This window comes from Pseudomonas sp. Irchel s3f19, from assembly GCF_900187555.1.
Lineage (GTDB): Bacteria > Pseudomonadota > Gammaproteobacteria > Pseudomonadales > Pseudomonadaceae > Aquipseudomonas > Aquipseudomonas capeferrum.
The window spans coordinates 75,635-89,172 of record NZ_FYDW01000013.1 but is presented as its reverse complement, the minus strand read 5'-3'; the positions used below and the strand labels follow the sequence as shown (position 1 = coordinate 89,172).

Here is a 13,538-nt window from a genome sequence, read left to right as displayed (position 1 = left end):
CGGCCCCTGAATCAGTTCACTGCACGCCAGGGTCGGCGACCAATCGCCCGGTTGCCTTGGTCAGCGACTGCAGAAATTCCTGCTGCAGTTCCGGATCGTTGCGCGTCAGCTCGATCAGGCTCTGCTCCATTTCGCTGGCTTCCTCTTCCAGGCCCAGTTCGGACAGGCGTTTGACCCGGTGTACCCACTGGCCGACATCATCGTCTTCCAGGTCGTCGAAGATCAGTTCGTGGGCTTCGAGCAGCTTGTTGCGCAGGGTGGCGCTGACCAGCAGGCTGGCGTCACCGCGCACCGCGTTGTCCTCATCCACCACCTGCAAGTGCAGGGTACCAATGTGGTTGAGGTTCTGCTCGGAGAACGGGCTGTCGAGCAGGTTCAGGCGCAGTACGCCGTTTCTGTCGGTGGTCAGCTCGTGGGTCATCTTGCCGGCCTTGACCTCGACCAGGCGCTCGCTCCAGGGCAGGCTGGTGGATTCTTCGCGCTGGTCCTTCTGCACTTCGCTGATCCCGGCAAGGTTCTGCTGGGCGCGACCGTTGGACTGCACGTTCATGAACGGGTTGAGCCCCGCCACGCCATAGCTGAGCCAGTCGTGGGTCACGCTTTCGGGCAGGTTGCCCAAGGCGAACACATTGACCACGTTGGCGCCCACGCCGGCCACCACAGCCACCGCGCCCAGCGGGATCTCGTAGACCTCCCGCCAGGGCTGGTAGGGCGTGTAGCGGTCGTAGCGACGGGTGACTTCGAATTCGGTGACTTCGAAGCGCTTCTGCTCATGCACGCGCACACGTCGTTGCGGCAGCTCCATCACCTTCGGCTCGCCGACATCGATCTGCAGACTGTGTTCGAGCAACTTGCGCTCGACGCGCTCCTCATGCTCGCTGCGCTGGGACATCTGGTTGGCGCAGCCGCTGATGAGCAGGGCGCCGCTAAGTGCGGCGCCCCCCAGGGTAAAGGTACTTCGCTTGGACATGATCACTCGTGCATTGATTATCAGCGGCGAACGCGGGCCTGCAGGAACGACAGCACTTCATTGAGTGGCAGCGCTTGAGCATCCTGTTCGGTGCGGTGCTTGTATTCCAGGTTGCCTTCGGCCAGCCCGCGGTCGCTGACGACGATGCGGTGCGGGATGCCGATCAGCTCCATGTCGGCAAACTTGATGCCTGGGCTGGTCTTCTTGTCGCGGTCGTCCAGCAACACTTCAAAACCGGCGGCGGTCAGCTCGGCATACAGCTTGTCGGTAGCCTCGCGAACCACGTCGGTTTCGTAGCGCAGCGGCACCAGGGCGATCTGGAAGGGCGCCAGGGCATCGTTCCAGATGATGCCTTTGTCGTCGTAGCTCTGCTCGATCGCGGCGGCGACCACGCGGGAAACGCCGATGCCGTAGCAACCCATCGACAGCACCACCGGCTTGCCGTTCTCGCCCAGTACCTGGCACTTGAGCGCCTCGCTGTACTTGGTGCCGAGCTGGAAGATGTGCCCGACTTCGATGCCGCGCTTGATCACCAGGGTGCCCTGGCCGTCCGGGCTCGGGTCGCCTTCGACGACATTGCGCAGGTCGGCGACTTGCGGTACCGGCAGGTCGCGTTCCCAGTTGACGCCGAAGTAGTGCTTGTCGTCGATGTTGGCGCCAATGCCGAAGTCGCTCATCAGGGCAACCGAACGGTCGATGATGCATTCCAGCGGCAGGTTCAGCGGGCCGAGCGAACCTGCGCCGGCGCCAATGGCGTCGTGCAGTTCGGCTTCGGTGGCCATGACCAGCGGGTCGGCAACCTGTTCCAGTTTGGTGGCCTTGATTTCGTTGAGCTCGTGGTCACCACGGACGATCAGGGCGATCAGCTTGCCTTCTTCGGCGCCGCGCACGATCAAGGTCTTGACGGTTTTCTCGATCGGCAGGCCGAACTGCTCGACCAGTTGCGCGATGGTCTTGGCGTCCGGGGTGTCGACCAGGCGCAGCTCCTCGGCAGGGGCAGGGCGCACGGTTTCACGCGGGATGGCCTCGGCCTTCTCGATGTTGGCGGCGTAGTCGGAGCTGTCGCTGAAGATCACATCGTCTTCGCCGGACTCGGCTAACACGTGGAATTCGTGCGAATAGCTGCCACCGATGGAGCCGGTATCGGCCTGCACCGGGCGGAAGTCCAGGCCCAGGCGGGTAAAGATGTTGGTGTACGCCTGGTGCATGCGGTCGTAGGTTTCCTGAAGGGAAGCCTGGTCGGCATGGAAGGAGTAGGCGTCCTTCATGATGAACTCGCGGCCGCGCATCAGGCCGAAGCGCGGGCGGATCTCGTCACGGAATTTGGTCTGGATCTGGTACATGTTGAGCGGCAGCTGTTTATAGCTGGACAGCTCGTTACGGGCCAGGTCGGTGATGACTTCTTCGTGGGTCGGGCCAACGCAGAAATCACGGTTGTGGCGGTCTTTGAGGCGCAGCAGCTCGGGGCCATACTGCTCCCAGCGGCCGGATTCCTGCCACAGTTCGGCGGGCTGGATGCTTGGCATCAGCACTTCCAGGGCGCCGGCGGCGTTCATTTCTTCGCGGACCACGGCTTCGACCTTGCGCATTACTCGCAAGCCCATCGGCAGCCAGGTGTACAGGCCCGAGGCCAGTTTGCGGATCATGCCGGCGCGCAGCATGAGCTGGTGGCTGATGACCACTGCGTCGGCAGGGGTTTCTTTCTGGGTGGCGAGCAAATATTGACTGGTGCGCATGGTGGGCCGTGTCGATTGCCTAAGACGTTGAAATGACCCCGCATTGTACGGGGGCGAAACGAAGGCGTACAGGATGCCCCAGGGCGTGGCAAATGTCAGCCAAGAAAAAGCCCGGCAATCGTGCCGGGCTTTTTCAGGTGCGGGGCACTATAAGCGAGGCTTACAGGATGCTCAGCGGGTACTCGACGATCAGACGCAGTTCGTCGATCGAGCTCGAACCGTAGTACACACCGTCGCTGGAACGGTAAGTGGCCTGACGGACACGGAAGCTCAGGTCCTTCGCTGGGCCGCTCTGCATCACGTACTTGACGTCGATGTCGCGTTCCCATTCCTTGCCGTTGTCGGTGGTGCGGGTGGTTGCACCGCTACCGCGAGCATAACGGGTCATGAAGGTCAGGCCTGGTACGCCGAACTCGGCGAAGTTCAGGTCGTAGCGTGCCTGCCAGGACTTCTCGTCTTCGGCGTTGAAGTCGGAACGGGCGATGGAGTTGGCCAGGAACACTGTACCGCCGCCGTCTACGCCGTAGGCGTAGTCGCCGTCACCGCTGACCTTCTGGTAGGCCAGGGTAAAGGTGTGGGCGCCGATGTTGTAGGCGCCGGACAGGCTGGCTGCGATGTTGTCGAGTTCGTTGCTGCCGTCGGACTTGGTGACGAACGCGCCAGTGCGGTTGTCGCCGATGGACTTGGTGTCATAGATGTTGAAGTCGAACACCAGGCCTTGCTTGTCGCTGATCGGCAGCGCCCAGTTCACGTTGCCGTACCACTTGCGGAAGTGATCTTCGACGCGCGAGTAGTAGATGCTGGTGCTGAGGCTGTCGGTAAAGGCGTAGGTGCCACCGAAGATGTTGGCTTCGCTCAGATTCAGGCTGTCGTGGTAGGTCTGAGCCTGGGCATTCATCGCGGTGAAGTGACCGGCGTTCAGGGTCAGGCCGCTGATCTCGTTGCTGGTGATCAGGCCGCCTTCGGCAACTTCCGGCAGCAGTCGGCTGTCGTCGGTGGCGAATACAGGCATGGCGGTGAACTGGTCGCCGAACTTCAGCACGGTATTGGAGATGCGCATTTTTACAGCGCCACCGCCTTCGGAGTAATCATCTTGCGAGCGACCGTCGGAGCCTTGTGGGAACAGGCCGGTGCCGGCACGGCCACGGCCGCTGTCCAGCTTCAGACCGAGCATGCCGATGGCGTCGACGCCGAAGCCTACGGTGCCCTGGGTGAAGCCCGATTCGTAAGTGCCGAGGAAGCCAAGGCCGGTTTCTTCCACGCGGCTCTGGGTGCCGGCTGGGTTGTTGCGGAAGTCACGGCTGAAGTACAGCATGCGAGTTTTGACGTTCAGCTGGCTGTCTTCGATGAAACCCTTGGACTCGTCTTGTGCAGAGGCGAAGGCCAATTGCGAGGTCCCTGCCGAAACGGCCAGGGCGATCATGCTCCACTTCATCACGCGCATCGTGATTTGCTCCTTTGGTTTTTAGGAAGAGTACCGCTGCGCCCAAGTCTTTTAGTTATATGGGGCAGCTCTTTCTTGTTATGTCGGCGGAAATGTATAGCACGCTGACTGTTGTTGGCGATATGGGCATATAGAACCTTTCGGGAACTTTATGGTCATGTCGCTTGTAGGTAATTCCATGTCGCAAATCACGTCCCGGATTCCCGGGCCGTACAACGCCAGCGCCGTTCCTGTCACCGTAACGAATCTGTAACTACAGATTCCGGCTAGGGAAACTCCCTGGTGTATCCAAAGCGGCTGTTGTTATTTGTCGCGTACATCCCTTGATGCAGATGTCGTGCCGACTTGGTGTGGAGGGAATGCAACAAGCGTGCACAAAATTAACCCCGGTTCATGAAATTTTCACAAATGGGGGTGCCGAAGGTCGGAAAGTACCGGAAACACGGGCTGAAGCTTGTCTGATGGTGTGCCAGATAAGTTAGGCGTTTCAAACCCAAAAGCTGTCATAAAAGTCAATGTGTTACCGGCCACTGTTAATGCAGTGTCATTCGAGTGGGTAAAAGCGTAGTGGTGTGCTCGTTTGCGGCCTCATTTTGGTGCGAAAAGTAGCGCTGTGTTACCGCCGTTGTGCAGGCGGCGGGCATGGATGAACTTAAAGTGTGCAGCGCAGGGCAGCGCTTGCATGCCGGCGCCTGCGAAGCAAGGTATCCTTGCCTGATGCCCCGTGTAGGGCGGGCCCGTTTTTGTTTGTTGGAGGTTTTGCAGTGTTTGAGATGGATACGCGTTTGCAGCAGGATTGCCTGGTGCTTGGAGACTTCCCGTTGTGCCGTCTGCTGCTCAGCAAAGATGCCAATTACCCCTGGTTCATCCTGGTGCCCAGGCGCGCCGGCGTGAGCGAAGTGTTCGACTTGAGTCAGGAAGACCAGGCCCAGCTGTTCAAGGAAACCACGGACCTGGCGCAGGCGCTCAAGGGTGAGTTCAAGGCTGACAAGATGAACGTTGCCACACTGGGCAATGTGGTCAGCCAGTTGCACATGCATGTCATCGTTCGCCGCCATGGCGATGTGGCCTGGCCTGCGCCGGTGTGGGGCAGGGTGCCTGCGGGCGAGTATGCGCCTGGGCAGGTCGACGCCATTCGTCAACGCCTTCGCACGCTGCTCGACAACGATTACCAGGAGGCCTGATATGACACCTGAATCGCGAATTATCGAGCTTGAAACCCGCCAGGCGTTCCAGGACGACACGCTCCAGGCGTTGAATGATGTGGTGGTCGAGCAGGGGCGTGTGATCGACCGCTTGCAACTGCAGATGGCCGAACTGCTCAAGCGTTACGAAGAAATGGTAGGGCAGTACGGCAGCGAGGGAGAAGAGGCGCCGCCCCCTCATTATTGAGTTCAGGCAGCCCTGGCATTGCACCAGGGCTGGCAAGGTCAGCGCCGGGTTACTGCCACCACATCTTCGGCCTGCAGGCCTTTGTCACGGTGCATGACCGAAAACTCGACGCGCTGGCCTTCCACCAGAATACGGTGGCCTTCGCCGCGAATAGCGCGAAAGTGCACGAAGATGTCATCGCCCGAATCGCGGGAAATAAAGCCAAAGCCTTTGGAGGTATTGAACCACTTCACGGTGCCCGTATCGCGGTTGCCGGCCTCCAGTGGGGCGCTCTGGCTGTTGCGGGCCTTGCGGGGGGCACGGGCGAAACCTGCGGCCAGGTGCAGGGCCACGGCCAGCACCGCGCAGACCAGTGCAGCCAGGTTGCCCATCTCGGGGCGAGCCAGCAGGGTCAGTGTCTGCAGTACCACGGCGACCACCAGCAAGGCGCAAGCCAGGTGTTGCAGCTGTTGCCGTGCACCTCGGTAGTACAGCGGCACGACCGGGGCCAATACCAGGTTAAGCAGGCCGAGCAGTGCCAGGTAGACCGCATCGGGTTGCTGCAGGAAGGGTGTTGCATCGGTTTTCAGGCTGGGCATGAGCGATAGCAGCAAAGCCGCTACGCCCGTCACCAGGTGGACGATCTTGAACATGGGGTTGGCTCACAGTTGACAAGCTGATCACAGGAAGAGCTGGCGACACGGTGCGCATGAGGTGTAAAGCGCGAACACGTGATGGGCCAGCCTATGCACCCGGCAATGACAATCCGCACGGGTGGCACCCTGCCTATTTAACAGCAAAGGCGCAGGCTACTCAAACCGCAGGTCTGCGCAGCCGATGTGTTGCGCCATGTCACAGGCGGCTTTTGCCAAGTGTTGATACAGTGTCAAGGGCCCGCTTGATCATCAAGCCTTATGGAAAGGGGAACTTCATGGCAATCGATATCGGTATCAGTGAAGAGGATCGCAAGTCCATCGTCGACGGGCTGTCGCGCCTGTTGTCGGATACCTATGTGCTGTATCTGAAAACCCATAACTTTCATTGGAACGTCACCGGCCCTTCGTTTCGCACCCTGCACCTGATGTTCGAAGAGCAATACAACGAGCTGGCCCTGGCGGTCGACTCGATCGCCGAGCGGATTCGTGCCCTGGGCTTCCCGGCACCGGGGTCCTATGCATTTTATGCGCGGCATTCTTCGATCAAGGAGGAGGAGGGCGTGCCGGTGGCGGATGAGATGATCCGTCAGTTGGTGCAAGGCCAGGAAGCGGTCGTGCGCACGGCGCGCAGCATCTTCCCGGTGGTGGATAAGGTCAGCGATGAGCCGACCGCCGACTTGCTGACCCAGCGCATGCAGGTACACGAAAAGACTGCCTGGATGCTGCGCGTGTTGCTTGACGGTAAATAGCCGCCGTAGCGTCAGAAATGCCTGAAAAGCCCGGTTGCCGTCACGGCAACCGGGCTTTCTGCATTTCTGCGGGAAGGTTTTGCCGCTGCTGCGGATGCGCAGGCTGGCGCTTCATGGCTGCCGTAGCCCTGGGTGCAGGGCAATGACAGGCGATGGATGGAGTGGCCCGATGGCGAGTATGTGGCAGGTGGACAAGCGGGGCGCTGGTCAGGGGGGGTGGCCAGGCAAGCAATGCGTCGACCCCTTCAAGGCCGATTTCGACATGCTGCAGATCAGGCCGGTGTCACGCTCGGTCCGGCTCAATGGGTTTTCAACCTGCCTGCGGCTGGAAGCAGTCTACTGGGGCATTCTGGAGCGTATCGCCGAGGCCAACCGCTGTTCGGTCAGTGCGGTGCTGTCGTATGTGGACCGCGAGGTACATCTGCGCCAGGGTGGGGTACGCAACTTCAGCGGCCTGATCCGCGTGATCTGCGTCGCCTGGCTGCTCGACCCGCCGAGTGCACGCTGATCGCCAGGCGGGCTGCGCAGTGCTTGCTAACCATATATAATCCCGCTTTTTGCTGCCCCGGCAGCCAGCGTTATGGTTGACGAGAGACACCCATGCCCCTTTATGACTATCAATGTGCGTCCTGCGAGCACCGCATGGAAGCGCTGCAGAAGATCAGCGCCGCGCCGCTGACCGATTGCCCGGCCTGTCAGGCGCCGGCACTGAAGAAGCTGCTGTCTGTCCCAGGCTTTCGCCTGAGCGGCACCGGTTGGTACGAAACCGACTTCAAGACCGGGGCAAAAAAGAATCTGGCAGGCGGCGACAAGGCCGACTGAGTTGAATGCTGTGACCGGGTCTTGCAGTATTAGCCCTCTGGGCGGCCAAGGCCTCCACCGAATACACGAATCACGAGAAGCGAAACCACCATCATGATGCGCAGCCATTATTGCGGCCAACTGAACGAGAGCCTGGACGGCCAGGAAGTCACCCTTTGCGGCTGGGTCCATCGTCGCCGCGACCACGGCGGGGTGATCTTCCTCGACATCCGTGACCGCGAGGGCATGGCCCAGGTCGTATTCGACCCTGATCGCGCCGAAACCTTCGCTGCCGCCGACCGTGTGCGCAGCGAGTACGTCGTGCAGATCACCGGCAAGGTACGCCGCCGTCCGGAAGGCGCGGTCAACCCGAACATGGCCTCCGGTGGCATCGAAGTGCTGGGCTACGAACTGCAGGTGCTCAACGAGGCCGAAACGCCGCCGTTCCCGCTCAACGAATACTCCGACGTCGGCGAGGAAACCCGCCTGCGCTACCGCTTCATCGACCTGCGTCGTCCGGAAATGGCCGACAAGCTGCGTCTGCGTTCGCGCATCACCAGCAGCATCCGTCGCTTCCTCGACGAGAACGGCTTCCTTGACGTCGAGACGCCGATCCTCACCCGCGCCACCCCAGAAGGCGCGCGTGACTACCTGGTGCCGAGCCGCACCCACGCTGGCAGCTTCTTTGCCCTGCCGCAGTCGCCCCAGCTGTTCAAACAGTTGCTGATGGTTGCCGGTTTCGACCGTTACTACCAGATCGCCAAATGCTTCCGTGACGAAGACCTGCGTGCTGACCGCCAGCCGGAATTCACCCAGATCGACATCGAGACCAGCTTCCTCGATGAAGCCGAGATCATGGGCCTCACCGAGAGCATGATCCGCAAGCTGTTCAAGGAAGTCCTGGACCTGGAGTTCGGTGAATTCCCGCACATGACCTTCGAAGAAGCCATGCGCCGTTACGGTTCCGACAAGCCAGACCTGCGTAACCCGCTGGAACTGGTCGACGTTGCCGATCAGCTCAAGGACGTCGAGTTCAAGGTCTTCGCAGGCCCGGCCAACGATCCTAAGTGCCGCGTTACCGCCCTGCGTCTGCCAGGCGGCGCCAGCATGCCGCGCAGCAAGATCGACGAGTACACCAAGTTCGTCGGCATCTACGGTGCCAAGGGCCTGGCGTACATCAAGGTCAACGAGCGCGCCAAAGGCGTCGAAGGCCTGCAGTCGCCGATCGTCAAGAACATCCCTGAGGCCAACCTCAACGTGATCCTTGATCGCGTGGGCGCAGTCGACGGCGACATCGTGTTCTTCGGCGCCGACAAGGCCAAGATCGTCAGCGAAGCCCTGGGCGCGCTGCGGATCAAGGTGGGTAACGACTTCAACCTGCACACCTGCGAATGGGCGCCGATGTGGGTTGTCGACTTCCCGATGTTCGAAGAGAACGACGACGGCAGCTTCACTGCGCTGCACCACCCGTTCACTGCACCGAAGTGCTCCCCGCAAGAGCTGGAGGCCAACCCGGCCACCGCGCTGTCGCGTGCTTACGACATGGTGCTGAACGGCACCGAACTGGGTGGCGGCTCGATCCGTATCCACCGCAAAGAGATGCAACAGGCGGTGTTCCGTCTGCTGGGTATCGAAGCGGCAGAACAGGAAGAGAAGTTCGGCTTCCTGCTCGACGCCCTGAAGTTCGGCGCCCCGCCTCACGGTGGCCTGGCCTTCGGCCTGGATCGCCTGGTCATGCTGATGACCGGCGCCCAGTCGATCCGTGAAGTGATCGCCTTCCCGAAAACCCAGAGCGCTGCCTGCGTCATGACCCAGGCCCCAGGCATGGTCGACGCCAAGGCCTTGCGCGAGCTGCACATCCGCCTGCGCGAACAGACCAAGGTCGAGTAAGCGGGCCCCAGGCGCATCCACATGGATGCGCCTTTGCGTTACGGCGCAGGTTTTTTGTCGTTGCGCCCCGTCAGGGGCGCAATTGTTTGTGTTTCAAAGAATTTGGAGTCGTTATGGCTGGTCATTCCAAGTGGGCGAACATCAAGCACCGCAAAGAGCGCCAGGATGCCAAGAGAGGCAAGGTCTTTACCAAGTGGATCCGCGAGCTGACTGTTGCAGCCAAGCAGGGCGGCGGTGACCCGGCGTCCAACCCGCGCCTGCGTCTGGCGCTGGACAAGGCCCTTGGCGCCAACATGAGCCGCGATATCATCGACCGCGCTGTTGCCCGTGGTGCTGGCACCAACGAAAGCGACAACGTCGAAGAGCTCAGCTACGAGGGTTACGGCCCAGGTGGCGTGGCGATCATGGTCGAGGCCATGACCGACAACCGCAACCGTACTGCCGCGGCCGTGCGTCATGCCTTCACCAAGTGTGGTGGCAACCTCGGTACCGATGGCTCGGTGGCCTACCTGTTCGAGCGCAAGGGCCAGATCAGCTTCGCGCCGGGCGTGGATGAAGACGCCTTGATGGAAGCCGCGATGGAGGCCGATGCCGACGACGTGGTGAGCAATGACGATGGCTCGTTCGACGTCTTCACTTCCTTCAACAGCTTCTACGCTGTGCGTAATGCCCTGGAAGAGGCCGGCTTCAATGCCAATGACGCCGAAATCGTCATGCAGCCGACCACCAGCGCCGATCTCGACCTGGAAGGCGCAGAAAAGGTGCTCAAGCTGATCGACATGCTCGAGGACCTGGACGACGTGCAGAACGTCTATTCCAATGCGCAGATTTCTGACGAGATCATGGAAAAACTCGGCTAAGGTGTGCTGGCGGATCAAGCCCGGCATGTGAGTTTTTCAGCGTCTGTACCGGCCCTTTCGCGGGGCGAGCCCGCTCCCACAGGTCCCTGCCATCCTTAAGGCCAGCGGGGTACCTGTGGGGGCGGGCTTGCCCCGCGAAAGGGCCGGTGCAGTTTGCAAAAATGCATCCCTAAATACGACAGGCGTTATGACTCTGATTCTTGGTATCGACCCCGGCTCGCGGATCACCGGTTACGGCGTGGTTCGCCAAACGGCCCGTGGTTGCGAGTATGTGGCGTCGGGTTGTATCCGCACGGGCAGTGGCGAGTTGCATGAACGTCTGCAGATCGTCTTTCGCGGTGTCGGCGAGGTCATCAGGCTGCACGAACCGGTAACCATGGGCATCGAACGTGTGTTCATGGCCCGCAACCCCGACTCGGCGCTCAAGCTCGGCCAGGCCCGCGGTGCGGCGATCGTGGCGGCGGCCGAGGCGGGGCTGGAAATCGCCGAATACAGCGCCACCCAGGTCAAGCAGGCCGTCGCGGGCACGGGCGGTGCCAACAAGGAGCAAGTGATGATGATGGTCATGCACCTGCTCAAGCTGACGCAAAAGCCGCAGATCGACGCCTCCGACGCCCTCGCCATCGCCCTGTGCCATGCCCATACCCGCTCCAGCCTGGTGCCACATGGCTTGGCCACGGCACGCCGACGCGGTGGGCGCTTGCGTCTGTAAGCGCTTCATGCGCTGATACACATTTTGTTCGGGTGGCAAGCTCACCCGGCGCATTTGCTGATAGGGTTGAGCGGTCTTTGACCGGCTCCCCGAGAGGAAGGATCGGAACGTGATTGGACGTTTGCGCGGCACCCTGGCGGAAAAACAACCGCCGCACCTGATTATCGACGTCAATGGCGTGGGCTACGAGCTGGAAGTGCCCATGACCACCCTGTATCGCCTGCCCAAGGTTGGCGAAACGGTGACCGTGCACACCCACCTGGTGGTACGTGAAGACGCCCACTTGCTCTATGGCTTCCACGAAAAGCGCGAGCGCGAACTGTTCCGCGAACTCATTCGCCTCAATGGCGTCGGGCCGAAGCTGGCGCTGGCATTGATGTCGGGCCTGGAAGCCGACGAGTTGGTGCGCTGCGTGCAGGCCCAGGACACCTCGGCCCTGGTGCGCGTGCCGGGTGTTGGCAAGAAGACCGCCGAACGCCTGCTGGTCGAACTCAAGGACCGCTTCAAGGCCTGGGAGACCTCGCCGGCCATGTTCACCCTGGTGTCCGACGGGCCGGTACCGGCCAGCGGCGACTCCTCGGCCGAGGCCGATGCGGTCAGTGCATTGGTTTCCCTGGGCTACAAACCCCAGGAAGCCAGCAAGGCAGTGTCCGCCATCAAGGACAAGGCCGGCCTGAGCAGTGAAGAGCTGATCCGCCGCAGCCTCAAAGGGATGATTACCAAGTGATCGAAGCCGACCGTCTGATCGCCGCCAGTGGGCGTGACCGCGAAGAGGTCCAGGACCGCGCGATCCGCCCCTTGCGCCTGGATGACTACATCGGGCAGCCCGTGGTGCGCGAGCAGATGGCGCTGTTCATCCAGGCCGCGCGTGGCCGCAGCGAGTCGCTTGACCATACCTTGATCTTCGGCCCGCCAGGGCTGGGCAAGACCACCCTGGCCAACATCATCGCCCAGGAAATGGGCGTGTCGGTCAAGAGTACCTCGGGGCCAATTCTCGAGCGCCCGGGCGACCTGGCGGCGATGCTGACCAACCTTGAGCCCCATGACGTGCTGTTCATCGACGAAATTCACCGGCTTTCACCGGTCGTCGAAGAGGTGCTCTACCCGGCAATGGAAGACTTCCAGCTCGACATCATGATCGGCGAGGGGCCCGCCGCACGTTCGATCAAGCTCGACCTGCCGCCCTTCACCCTGGTGGGGGCCACCACCCGTGCCGGCATGCTGACCAACCCCTTGCGGGACCGTTTCGGCATTGTTCAGCGCCTGGAGTTCTACAGCGACAAGGACCTGGCGACCATTGTCAGCCGTTCCGCCGGTATCCTGGGCCTGGTCATCGAAGACCAGGGCGCCTTCGAGATCGCCCGGCGTGCCCGTGGCACGCCACGTATCGCCAACCGCTTGCTGCGCCGTGTGCGCGACTACGCCGAGGTGCGCGGCAAGGGCCAGATCACCAAGGCCGTGGCAGACCTTGCGCTGAACCTGCTTGACGTCGACGAGCGTGGTTTCGACCACTCCGACCGCCGCCTGCTGTTGACCATGATCGAGAAATTCGACGGTGGCCCGGTGGGGGTAGACAACCTTGCGGCAGCCATCAGCGAAGAGCGTCACACCATCGAGGACGTGCTCGAGCCCTACCTGATCCAGCAGGGTTACATCATGCGCACGCCGCGCGGCCGTGTGGTCACCCGGCATGCCTACCTGCACTTTGGCCTGAATGTTCCCGGGCGCCTGGGGGAGGGTAGTGATTTTTCCGAGCCAGGCGATGAATGACAGATCAAAACCGGCTTTTTGTGGTCCTACCGCTGGCATGCCACAGGCGCGCTGGCAATAAGACATTAATGAAGAAAAAACAGTTGCCGCAGCGGATTGGCAAGCTGAGGAGTAAGCACTAGAGTATGCGCGCGCAAAATCAGCTCGAACCGTTCGCCCACCGTTGTCGCGTCTATTACGAAGACACCGATGCGGGCGGCGTGGTGTATTACGTCAACTACCTGAAATTCATGGAGCGCGCGCGTACCGAGCGGTTGCGGCACCTGGGCTTTTCCCAGTCGCAGCTGGCCGGTGAAAACCTGTTGTTCGTGGTCCATTCCAGCGAGGCGCGCTATCACGCGCCGGCGCGGCTGGACGATGAGCTACGGGTCACCGCGCAAGTACTTGAACTCAATCGTGCCAGCCTGCGCTTCGTGCAGCAGGTCTGGCGGGAAAAGGATGAAACGCTGCTCTGCGAGGGGCAGTTCCTGGTGGCCGCCGTGCGCGCCGACACTTTCAAACCCCGAGCCATACCCCCCAAGCTGCGCGACGCCTTTATGGCGGACGGCTCGGGTACTCAATCGAATGCAGGAGAATAAG

At 61.4% G+C, this 13,538-nt stretch carries 15 protein-coding genes; 11 read left to right on the top strand and 4 right to left on the bottom strand.

Features of this window, described 5'->3' with window-relative positions:
• Window positions 1-16: 16 nt before the first annotated feature.
• From CKW22_RS22925 to CKW22_RS22915, 3 genes are all read right to left on the bottom strand, one after another.
• Complete coding sequence (locus tag CKW22_RS22925) at window positions 17-970, bottom strand: lipoprotein (protein ID WP_033699859.1); 954 nt, start codon at window positions 968-970, stop codon at window positions 17-19.
• Window positions 971-990: 20 nt separating this feature from the next.
• Window positions 991-2,706, bottom strand: coding sequence for a proline--tRNA ligase (locus CKW22_RS22920; RefSeq protein WP_033699858.1), 1,716 nt, complete (start codon window positions 2,704-2,706; stop codon window positions 991-993).
• A gap of 160 nt (window positions 2,707-2,866) precedes the next feature.
• Window positions 2,867-4,150 (bottom strand): OprD family porin, encoded by a 1,284-nt coding sequence (locus tag CKW22_RS22915; RefSeq protein WP_033699857.1) that lies wholly within the window; start codon window positions 4,148-4,150, stop codon window positions 2,867-2,869.
• Between the two features lie 764 nt (window positions 4,151-4,914).
• Here CKW22_RS22915 and CKW22_RS22910 point away from each other — a divergent pair.
• Entirely contained in the window at window positions 4,915-5,334 is a 420-nt protein-coding gene (locus CKW22_RS22910) for an HIT domain-containing protein (protein WP_033699855.1), read from the top strand.
• Between the two features lies 1 nt (window position 5,335).
• Window positions 5,336-5,542 (top strand): SlyX family protein, encoded by a 207-nt coding sequence (locus CKW22_RS22905; protein WP_033699854.1) that lies wholly within the window; start codon window positions 5,336-5,338, stop codon window positions 5,540-5,542.
• Window positions 5,543-5,580: 38 nt separating this feature from the next.
• Here the strand turns inward: CKW22_RS22905 and CKW22_RS28040 are convergent, their stop codons facing one another.
• The gene (locus CKW22_RS28040) at window positions 5,581-6,174 is read right to left on the bottom strand and encodes a cold-shock protein (RefSeq protein ID WP_033699853.1); all 594 of its coding nucleotides are present in this window, start codon (window positions 6,172-6,174) and stop codon (window positions 5,581-5,583) included.
• Between the two features lie 278 nt (window positions 6,175-6,452).
• On the opposite strand from CKW22_RS28040, the gene CKW22_RS22895 reads away from it, so the two are divergent.
• From CKW22_RS22895 to ybgC, 9 genes are all read left to right on the top strand, one after another.
• Window positions 6,453-6,926 (top strand): Dps family protein, encoded by a 474-nt coding sequence (locus CKW22_RS22895; protein WP_033699851.1) that lies wholly within the window; start codon window positions 6,453-6,455, stop codon window positions 6,924-6,926.
• A gap of 178 nt (window positions 6,927-7,104) precedes the next feature.
• Window positions 7,105-7,434: a ribbon-helix-helix domain-containing protein gene (locus tag CKW22_RS22890; RefSeq protein WP_033700215.1), complete on the top strand. Its 330-nt coding sequence runs from the start codon at window positions 7,105-7,107 to the stop codon at window positions 7,432-7,434.
• Between the two features lie 92 nt (window positions 7,435-7,526).
• Entirely contained in the window at window positions 7,527-7,748 is a 222-nt protein-coding gene (locus CKW22_RS22885) for an FmdB family zinc ribbon protein (protein WP_033699849.1), read from the top strand.
• A gap of 93 nt (window positions 7,749-7,841) precedes the next feature.
• Entirely contained in the window at window positions 7,842-9,617 is a 1,776-nt protein-coding gene (aspS, locus tag CKW22_RS22880; protein ID WP_033699848.1) for an aspartate--tRNA ligase, read from the top strand.
• A 113-nt stretch (window positions 9,618-9,730) separates the two neighbouring features.
• A complete protein-coding gene (locus CKW22_RS22875) occupies window positions 9,731-10,477 on the top strand; it encodes a YebC/PmpR family DNA-binding transcriptional regulator (protein WP_033699847.1) in 747 nt (248 codons plus the stop codon).
• Window positions 10,478-10,664: 187 nt separating this feature from the next.
• A complete protein-coding gene (gene ruvC / locus CKW22_RS22870) occupies window positions 10,665-11,189 on the top strand; it encodes a crossover junction endodeoxyribonuclease RuvC (RefSeq protein ID WP_033699846.1) in 525 nt (174 codons plus the stop codon).
• Window positions 11,190-11,298: 109 nt separating this feature from the next.
• On the top strand, window positions 11,299-11,916 hold the full coding sequence (gene ruvA / locus CKW22_RS22865; RefSeq protein WP_033699845.1) for a Holliday junction branch migration protein RuvA: 618 nt from the start codon (window positions 11,299-11,301) through the stop codon (window positions 11,914-11,916).
• On the top strand, window positions 11,913-12,959 hold the full coding sequence (gene ruvB / locus CKW22_RS22860; RefSeq protein WP_033699844.1) for a Holliday junction branch migration DNA helicase RuvB: 1,047 nt from the start codon (window positions 11,913-11,915) through the stop codon (window positions 12,957-12,959). The genes ruvA and ruvB overlap by 4 nt, the downstream gene beginning before the upstream one ends.
• A 125-nt stretch (window positions 12,960-13,084) precedes the next feature.
• Window positions 13,085-13,537, top strand: coding sequence for a tol-pal system-associated acyl-CoA thioesterase (gene ybgC / locus CKW22_RS22855; RefSeq protein ID WP_033699843.1), 453 nt, complete (start codon window positions 13,085-13,087; stop codon window positions 13,535-13,537).
• The last annotated feature ends 1 nt before the right edge of the window (window position 13,538 follow it).